This is a genomic window from Methylobacterium persicinum, from assembly GCF_022179525.1.
GTDB lineage: Bacteria > Pseudomonadota > Alphaproteobacteria > Rhizobiales > Beijerinckiaceae > Methylobacterium > Methylobacterium persicinum.
Genome location: NZ_BPQX01000086.1, coordinates 1 through 6,895, shown reverse-complemented (window position 1 = coordinate 6,895; position 6,895 = coordinate 1). Strand labels below are relative to the sequence as shown.

Here is a 6,895-nt window from a genome sequence, read left to right as displayed (position 1 = left end):
GTTTTGACACGGCCTCGGTCGGATGCGGGATAGCCGCTTGGGGTGGTTTGAAGATGGTCTGCTTCCCGGCCTAAATCACGATAAGCGGACGTATATTGTTAAGGCGATCAATGAGGTCCGTCTTTCGATTTCACGGTTATACCCATATAGATAATCAGTCGGGCTGCAGCGCCAGCGCCGCAATCGAATGCTCGCGCGTGTCCAATCTAGCCGGCCGTGCCAGCTCGGCCATTCCATTTTCAAAGATCTCGGCAGGGTGGTATCAACTTACATAAAGGCCCTACACTGTATTCCGCAGGCGAAACGGCGCGGCCTTGAAGGCTTAGCTGGGAGGGATTTGTGAAACGGAGCGGCGTCGCATTTGTCGGGCTCGTGCTGTGCGCGGTCGCAATGGCCTCGCCTTCCCACTCGGCGGACAGCCCGTCAGTGGTCGGGACGTGGCAGCTAACTGGCTACTCGCAGGAGTTCCTTGATACCAAGGAGGTCAGCCGTCCCTTCGGCGACCGCCCAACCGGCTACATCGAGTACTCGCCGGGAGGCCATATGGTTGTCTTCCTCATGAGCGGCGATGTCCCAAGGCCGGTGGCGGCAACCTACACCGACGCGGAGCGAGCGGCGCTCCACAAGAGCATCGTCGGTGCCTATGCCGGCACCTACACTGTCGAAGGAAATAAGGTCATCCATCATATCCTGAGTTCGTGGCGGCCAGAATGGATTGGTGGCAACCAAACCCGTTTCTTCGAGACCGATGGCAAAACCCTGGTCATCAAGACGGCGCCAATCAAGTTTTCGCGAACGGGCCAAGACATGGTCGCGACGCTCACATTCGAACGGGTTGAGTAACTCGGCCTCTACTCAGTGCACCTTCCAAGCTCGCCCTGCCTGCGACAGCAGGCCGTGCGGATCGTGAGTGTGGGATCAGTCCGGTCGCACGAGGACCTGTAGGCGCATATTATGCGCATGCCCGACTGCAGGGGAGATCGCGTCCGCTTCCGAACGGCGGACCAACTACCGCTTCCCGCCACAAGCCAAGCTTGCTGGTCGACGAACGACTGCTTTAGAAAACCGGAAACGGCGATCCCGACGGCTGGGTTGGGTCGGTGTTAGGCCGTCCGCTTTTCCGGCAGCCCTGCTCCGAAGCAGTCGTTCCGCTTTCGGCCACTTCCGGCCCGCTGGAATGTGCCTCTGGATGACCGGGGTGGGTGGATCTCGGCCGGTCTGCTCTCAGTGTCGAACGTGGCGAAGCGGACAGCACCGTGCCGGCAATTTGCCTTCCAGCGGACAGCCTCTAACGTTCTTGCGGCATGCACAAAGGCCTCCGGATGCCATGCGAGCATCGTAGTCGAGGGGGTTGTGAGCGGGCTCAGATACCAACACTTACTGCGCCAGCTTCCGCCGCCTGTCTTACCGAAGCTCCGTTCCGAAGCGCCGTGGCTATCGCGATCGATGCCGCATCGACGGCAAGCGCGCGATCCTCTCCATGATCGTAAGGACTGTTATCACCAGAACTCAATCGCGCGTGGTAATTGTCAGGAAATTTCTTATTCATGCGCTGCTTAAGCATATAGGTAGCCGACCGATAATCTTCGTCGAAATTCCTGGCCTTTTCTGACGCTGCGCCAACATAATCGCCAGACTCCTTTTGTCTTATCATTTTATCCATTCTCTGCTTATTTTTGCTGGCGAGAAGAATTTGAGAGATTTTCGCAAGCAGCCATTGGATTACGTTCATTAAGGTTGTCCTGCGCCGGCGGCGATGGATGCACCCCGGTGCTCAGGACAACGCCTGCCAGAGGCTTTAGACCCGAAGCTGTCTCGACAAGGCGTCGCGGTCCATCGGCACTGGCTCGCCCCCAACTGCCATTTCAGACCGAGACCGTCTCCCGGTGATGACAGGGGCAACACGGGACGGGCCCCAACAGAAGCACAATCCGGTGGTGCAACTCAGCGGGCGTTATGCCACCGCGCGGTGATGTCCCGAAAGGCTACGTCACCATTCGCCTCCGACGCGCCTTCCGAGCCAAAAGATCGAACCGATTGGCGTACGATGACGCCGTCGCGCGTGATCGACCAGTCAAACCGGCCGGGCTCCTTCGCAGAGGGCGTCACACGCAGAGTGTGAGGGTTCGGCTTGAAGATAATCATAGCCAGTATGTGGGAGGTGGTATGACCAACCGTGAGAGGTATGACGCGAACCTGCACATCCATGAGCATGATGCACCGCCCGGCCACTCATCCGGTCAAAGATCGATTGATACTCACCCCTTTTGGAACGGCGTATTGCCCTTTAAATTTTTGGTCCGCTGCTCGGCTGCTCGTGGGTCAGACTTATCAGCGAAGAGGCGCTTCACCTGCTCGTTGAAGTCCTGGGTCGTGACCGTCTGCGCTTTGCCGGTCGTAAAATCCCGTGCCATTTCTGCCTCCGTCGAAGCCCACGGCACCAGACTGCGCGGAGGGACAGAGCCGATATGGGTACTCGAAGACCGAGGTGCGAATTTGGCCATCTGAGAATGGCCTTTGACGATAGCCGAACGCAGTTCCCGTGACCGGTTTTTTCCGCGGGGTGAGGTCATCCCATTCCCCGCCACCGTCGCAATCCAACTGGCCGCTTTCAGGTTGCTCGCGCCGTCGCCGCGGCGACTGTTTTGGGTCGCAAGCAGTTGCCCAGAGCACTGCTCATTCGTACCCCTCACAACGCCACCTGGTGCAATTAATTGCACGTCCATCTCCGGTCCCTACGAGGGTTGTGAGGTACGGTCTACGGCGATGCCGCACTCGGAACGGGGCCGAAGATACGGATGCCGGGGGGCGGGCGGGGCATGCTCCATATTAAGCTGGAGGGCGCTTTGGCGGAGACGACCGTCCGCGCCGACCTCGATGACCTATTCGGGAGCCATACCGTCTCGAAGGTCCGGCCGCAGATGGACATGGATCGAGCCTGACGACTGTCTTGGTGAGCTCTGGCTCGGAGCTTCCGGAACGGCAAGTCGGGCGGCAAGTTGCCCGAGTGCCCTTCGACCGCCCTTGGGAAATTAGGGCAGGAGCCCGCACATGAACGACCGCGAGAGTTCCGACCTGTCGACCAACCGCCGCGATCTTATCGCGGCCTCGTTGATTGGGGCGATGCCGATCGGCCTCGGCGCGCTGTTTTCCAGTCCAGCCGCCGCCAGCCCCCTCAACCCCGAGCAAACGATCATCCGCTCGCCCGACCAGCTGGAGTGGATCCCGACCAAAGGCTACCCAGCCCATTGCTCCGATAGGTGTTCGCTCTCTGGGGACATCAATGGAACGGGGCTCTACTTCACCCTGATCAGATGGTGGCCGGGCTATATGAGCGCGCCGCACACGTACACCTCTGACCGGCTCTGCATGGTCTTGTCGGGAACTTGGTGGTGCAACTCCGGGCCGGACTTCGACCCAGCTTCGTGCGTCCCCGTGAAGGCGGGCAGTTACGTCCGTCGTGTGGCCGGGACCTCGCACTATGACGGCGTGATGCGGGGCGGGACCGAGCCCGCGGTCATCGCGATCTGCGGCATGGCGCCAGTCAATTACAAGCTCGTCGATCCGACACAGCCCGGATGGCGGCGGGTATGACCGACGCACGCCCTCTCTGACCGCTCCTCGTGCGGTGGAGGGGACCCGGCGGCCCCAAGCCGTCCAGAGTTGCGGGAGGATAAGCTACGGCGAAGGTCGCCTCCCTCAGCAGGCCGTTCGACGACCACACAATTCCGAAGGGCCGGCTAAGATGAACATAGACCCGCCCTTAGCGGGCCGCGAGCAACAGGGCTCACATCGGCAGGCGAGGGGCGGGGCTACAAGCCCCCCGCCCCTGAAGCCAAAGCCTGAAGCAATGGCGATCTTGTGATGCCGGATGATTTGGACGTGTCATCGCATGGGCGAAAAGCATAGCACTCGGCGAGATTCAGTGTTCTTATCCTGATGGTAGGCGGTCTTTGAAGAGCCGCCAGCTGGAGGATATCGCATGAAAACCAAGATAACTGCAGCTTTCGCTGCTCTATGCGTTATAGGAATAACAAATATTTCTCATGCGCAGCAAACAACCCCAGTCGCACCAGCACAGCAAGTTGTGACACCTTATGGGCCACCGCTTGACCTCGAAACAGCCCGCCGCGTCATAGCCGGGGCCGAGGCGGAGGCCACCAAAAACGGTTGGCCCGTGTCTATCTCTGTGATCGATAGCACGGGACACTTAGTATTGCTCGAAAAGCTCGACAATACGCAGTACGGCAGTATCGAGGTCTCAACGCAGAAGGCCGTGACGGCGATCAATTATCGGCGTCCCGGAAAGGCTTTCCAAGATGCTGTAGCAGCTGGCGGTGTCGGCTTGCGCATACTAACCCTTCCGGGCGTCAGCGCCTACGAGGGCGGCTATCCATTGCTGGTCAATGGAAAGATTGTCGGCGCAATCGGCGTGTCTGGCGTGCTACCGCCGCAAGACGACCAGGTAGCCCGCGTCGGGGTTGAGGCGTTGAAAGCTCCGTAGGCCATTGCCCCGGTGTCCGCTGCCGTCCCGGCGGCAGCGGCAATCTGGGGGGCAAGAGGGGTCCGGGTCCCCACGGGTCCTTCCGAGGGCCCCCAACGGCCCAGGGTAATTCGGACCCCGCCACTTCCCTAGCCACAAGATTTTTTTTCGACCTTCGCTTCGCCGTCCAAGAGCGCGAAGCCCTGGCGGCGATCGGCGGGAAGCTCGCTGCCATCGGGTTGCGGATCGACCGGCGGAAAACGGGGATCAGGATGGCAAAGGCGAGGCCGGCGAAGGCGACAGAGCGGGGAGCGCCCTCGGTCTCGTCGCGTTAGTTCGGACCGACGCGCGGAAGGATTATGCTCACTCGGCCGCCCTCGCGGTGCCAGAGCCACGCTATTGCTGCCACCCAAAGGCCGCCGATAAGGATGAAGGCGAGCAGTCCCATGGCTTCCTCCTTTTGACCGGCGCCCCCGCCACGGGGCGGCACGGATGCAGATCAACGCCGCTACGTAATTTTCTGCTCCACAACTTCAGACCGGCCAGGGACCATCGACGCGGGAAGCCGCCTGCCGGGCCCATCACCGTGCGATCCCGTACCGCGCGCACAAGGCGGTGATCCCCGCCTTGATGTAGGTCTGCGGGTCACGCCCGAACGGCTCGGCTTCCTTCGCCTCGGGGGCGATGCCGGCGATCTTGATCGCGCGGGCCACGGTATCGCGGGGGAGATTGAGGTCGCGGGATGTGGCGCGGATGCCGCTTTCGGGACGGTGGCCCTTGCCATCATCTCGTTTGCTTTCAATCGGCGCAAGTTGCGCCGATTGAGCCTTCCGCTTCTCGTCGGTGAGCCTCGCCCACTCCGCGATGTGTTCGGACCTTTCCTGTACCGTTCAACGCAGCCATAGCAGCCCGATGGCTGCGGCCTCGATGAGAGAAACCAAGGCCAATACGCCGAGGGCGATAACTGCCATATGCGCGTCGCCTGTACGCCCAACTTGCAGAGATCTGATCTGCTCTGATGCTAGCGCAAGAGAATTCTGCAAACGCTTGATTTCGACCTCAATTGCGCTCGTGCGACCTTCTAGCTCTCCCAAGCGCTCGTCAGATGCCATGGCCCACCGGACTTTAGTAGAGCTGCGCGCGACGGCGCTTAAAAACCGTCGGGGCTAGCGTTGGTAATGCCGTATGACCCGTGCCGGTATCGCCACGGGATCCGCTTCGTCAGTCGGTGCTGTGATTGCCTAGGTCAGCGCCGGAGCAAGGGCTTACCTTTGCTTTGGCCTAGTCGTCGTCATCGTCGTCACGGCGGAGGCGCCTCTCACGGCGGATCACGTCGCGCCGTTCGTCGCGGAACTCTTCGCGCCGCTCTTCGCCTCTAAATTCGTCGCGTTCCCGCTCTCGCGGCGACCGAGGATCAACACGAACCCCACCGGGCCCGATGTCGATAGTCTGCGCGAAGGTCGGCTGGCTTGGAATGGCGAGAAAGCCGAACGCGAGCAGCCCCCCAGCAATGATGTGCTTCATTTCTGTTTCCTCCCGAGTTTCTGGCAGAAACAGACCGATGCCGCTACTGTTCCACGAGGTTGCAGTTCGTCCCTGGCCGGTAGCGTCGTCAGCCGGTCCCCGACAGCCATAGCTGCCCTCCCCGCTGGCCTCGACGGCCCCGGATTGGTCTGTGCAATCCCCATAGCCTAGGTCGGCTGCTCGCCCCCTGTAGGTGAGCGTGCGGCCGGCCTAGGCGTCTGTCGCCCCGGACGGCCCGTTTTCGCGCTTTGGCGGGTATGCCACGCGCCCAGGAACCGGCTCGAAACGGCGTCTACGTTCCCGTCTATCCTCAACTGAAATACGTGCCGGCGCCAAACATCCCCCCACTCCCCCGAACCCAGGCACTACGTCACGGGGCAATCGTGTGCGCAGCCATGCGCCCCATTCCCGGCTCGCCACACGCACGATGTTCGTGTCATTCCGCCAGTAGCTCAGACGCCGGACCTCGATCGTGATGAGCCCGAGCAACGCTGCGTGCCGCAGCGCTCGCTTCACCAAGCACTCGCAGACGCCGGCGAGCGCGGCGATCGCGCCCTTTGCCAACGTGCACTTGCCCCGCCGGGCCGCCTCACGCCCCACGACCGCCAGGACCGCCTGTTCCCCGGCCGTGAAGGCGGCGGCGAGTTTGGGCGGCAGGTAGCCGGCCGCGGCCCATCGGCGCCGTCGCGCCATGCTTTCAGGCGAGCGCGGGCGGGATCCGACGCCCGGGCGCCGTGCCGTGGGCGCGGCCCCTCCCCCAGATGGGGAGGGAGCCGCTGGCACTACCTGCGCTGCTACGGCGTCAAGCGTGCGGGCCCGTGCCGGTGCGGCCTGGGCGACGCGGCGCCGGGCCCCGAGAAGCCCGTCAAGCTGTCAAACAGCGTTGAA

The 6,895-nt window shown here is 62.0% G+C and carries 9 protein-coding genes; 4 read left to right on the top strand and 5 right to left on the bottom strand.

The window, feature by feature from the left end; genetic code table 11:
- Positions 1-339: 339 nt before the first annotated feature.
- On the top strand, positions 340-843 hold the full coding sequence (locus MFF22_RS24495) for a lipocalin-like domain-containing protein (protein WP_238253379.1): 504 nt from the start codon (positions 340-342) through the stop codon (positions 841-843).
- Positions 844-1,363: 520 nt separating this feature from the next.
- On the opposite strand, the gene MFF22_RS24490 is transcribed toward MFF22_RS24495, so the two are convergent.
- Both MFF22_RS24490 and MFF22_RS24485 read right to left on the bottom strand, forming a co-directional pair.
- Positions 1,364-1,732 carry a hypothetical protein gene (locus MFF22_RS24490; RefSeq protein ID WP_238253377.1) on the bottom strand — a complete coding sequence of 123 codons (369 nt, stop codon included), beginning with the start codon at positions 1,730-1,732 and terminating at the stop codon, positions 1,364-1,366.
- Between the two features lie 526 nt (positions 1,733-2,258).
- The gene (locus MFF22_RS24485) at positions 2,259-2,414 is read right to left on the bottom strand and encodes a hypothetical protein (RefSeq protein ID WP_238253375.1); all 156 of its coding nucleotides are present in this window, start codon (positions 2,412-2,414) and stop codon (positions 2,259-2,261) included.
- Positions 2,415-2,819: 405 nt separating this feature from the next.
- Here MFF22_RS24485 and MFF22_RS24740 point away from each other — a divergent pair, with 405 nt between their 5' ends.
- The 3 genes from MFF22_RS24740 to MFF22_RS24475 all read left to right on the top strand — a co-directional run bounded on the left by MFF22_RS24740 (position 2,820) and on the right by MFF22_RS24475 (position 4,504).
- Positions 2,820-2,942, top strand: a complete 123-nt coding sequence (locus MFF22_RS24740) for a hypothetical protein (protein WP_283206214.1) — start codon at positions 2,820-2,822, stop codon at positions 2,940-2,942.
- Positions 2,943-3,051: 109 nt separating this feature from the next.
- Positions 3,052-3,594 (top strand): cupin domain-containing protein, encoded by a 543-nt coding sequence (locus MFF22_RS24480; RefSeq protein ID WP_238253374.1) that lies wholly within the window; start codon positions 3,052-3,054, stop codon positions 3,592-3,594.
- Between the two features lie 388 nt (positions 3,595-3,982).
- On the top strand, positions 3,983-4,504 hold the full coding sequence (locus tag MFF22_RS24475; protein WP_238253372.1) for a GlcG/HbpS family heme-binding protein: 522 nt from the start codon (positions 3,983-3,985) through the stop codon (positions 4,502-4,504).
- Between the two features lie 560 nt (positions 4,505-5,064).
- Here MFF22_RS24475 and MFF22_RS24735 read toward each other — a convergent pair.
- From MFF22_RS24735 to MFF22_RS24465, 3 genes are all read right to left on the bottom strand, one after another.
- A complete protein-coding gene (locus MFF22_RS24735) occupies positions 5,065-5,196 on the bottom strand; it encodes a hypothetical protein (RefSeq protein WP_283206213.1) in 132 nt (43 codons plus the stop codon).
- Between the two features lie 177 nt (positions 5,197-5,373).
- Positions 5,374-5,595: a hypothetical protein gene (locus MFF22_RS24470; protein ID WP_238253370.1), complete on the bottom strand. Its 222-nt coding sequence runs from the start codon at positions 5,593-5,595 to the stop codon at positions 5,374-5,376.
- A gap of 169 nt (positions 5,596-5,764) precedes the next feature.
- Positions 5,765-6,007 (bottom strand): hypothetical protein, encoded by a 243-nt coding sequence (locus MFF22_RS24465; protein ID WP_238253368.1) that lies wholly within the window; start codon positions 6,005-6,007, stop codon positions 5,765-5,767.
- Positions 6,008-6,895 lie beyond the last annotated feature (888 nt).

Bases quoted from the DNA above. Each gene is read 5' to 3' on its own strand.
- MFF22_RS24490 (WP_238253377.1), bottom strand. From the start codon at position 1,732: ATGAACGTAATCCAATGGCTGCTTGCGAAAATCTCTCAAATTCTTCTC.
- MFF22_RS24485 (WP_238253375.1), bottom strand. From the start codon at position 2,414: ATGGCACGGGATTTTACGACCGGCAAAGCGCAGACGGTCACGACCCAG.
- MFF22_RS24740 (WP_283206214.1), top strand. From the start codon at position 2,820: ATGCTCCATATTAAGCTGGAGGGCGCTTTGGCGGAGACGACCGTCCGC.
- MFF22_RS24480 (WP_238253374.1), top strand. From the start codon at position 3,052: ATGAACGACCGCGAGAGTTCCGACCTGTCGACCAACCGCCGCGATCTT.
- MFF22_RS24475 (WP_238253372.1), top strand. From the start codon at position 3,983: ATGAAAACCAAGATAACTGCAGCTTTCGCTGCTCTATGCGTTATAGGA.
- MFF22_RS24470 (WP_238253370.1), bottom strand. From the start codon at position 5,595: ATGGCATCTGACGAGCGCTTGGGAGAGCTAGAAGGTCGCACGAGCGCA.
- MFF22_RS24465 (WP_238253368.1), bottom strand. From the start codon at position 6,007: ATGAAGCACATCATTGCTGGGGGGCTGCTCGCGTTCGGCTTTCTCGCC.